The organism is Gilliamella sp. B14384G12, from assembly GCF_016101825.1.
GTDB lineage: Bacteria > Pseudomonadota > Gammaproteobacteria > Enterobacterales > Orbaceae > Gilliamella > Gilliamella apicola_N.
Window position 1 is genome coordinate 1 of record NZ_JACFPU010000089.1, and the last position, 207, is coordinate 207.

Here is a 207-nt window from a genome sequence, read left to right on the forward strand (position 1 = left end):
TATCAATATAACCATAGGTGTCATTATTCGGACTGGTTACCCGTGCCGGTAAAGTGCCGTCAATAGTCGGAAAAGGAATCGGCTCAGGGCGGTAAGGTTTTAATGGCTGGTAAGGTATGGCAGTAAAACTCAGTTCATAAGCCTCACTGCGGTTTCCCTGTCCTTGCACCGTTAATATCATTACCCCCTCATCTATTCCGGCAATCG

1 protein-coding gene is annotated in these 207 nt (G+C 46.9%); it reads right to left on the reverse strand.

Going from position 1 to position 207, the window contains the following annotated elements:
- Positions 1 to 181, reverse strand: a 181-nt coding sequence (locus tag H3S73_RS13765; RefSeq protein WP_198248947.1) for a hypothetical protein, incomplete at its 3' end; no start/stop codon positions are given.
- Positions 182 to 207 lie beyond the last annotated feature (26 nt).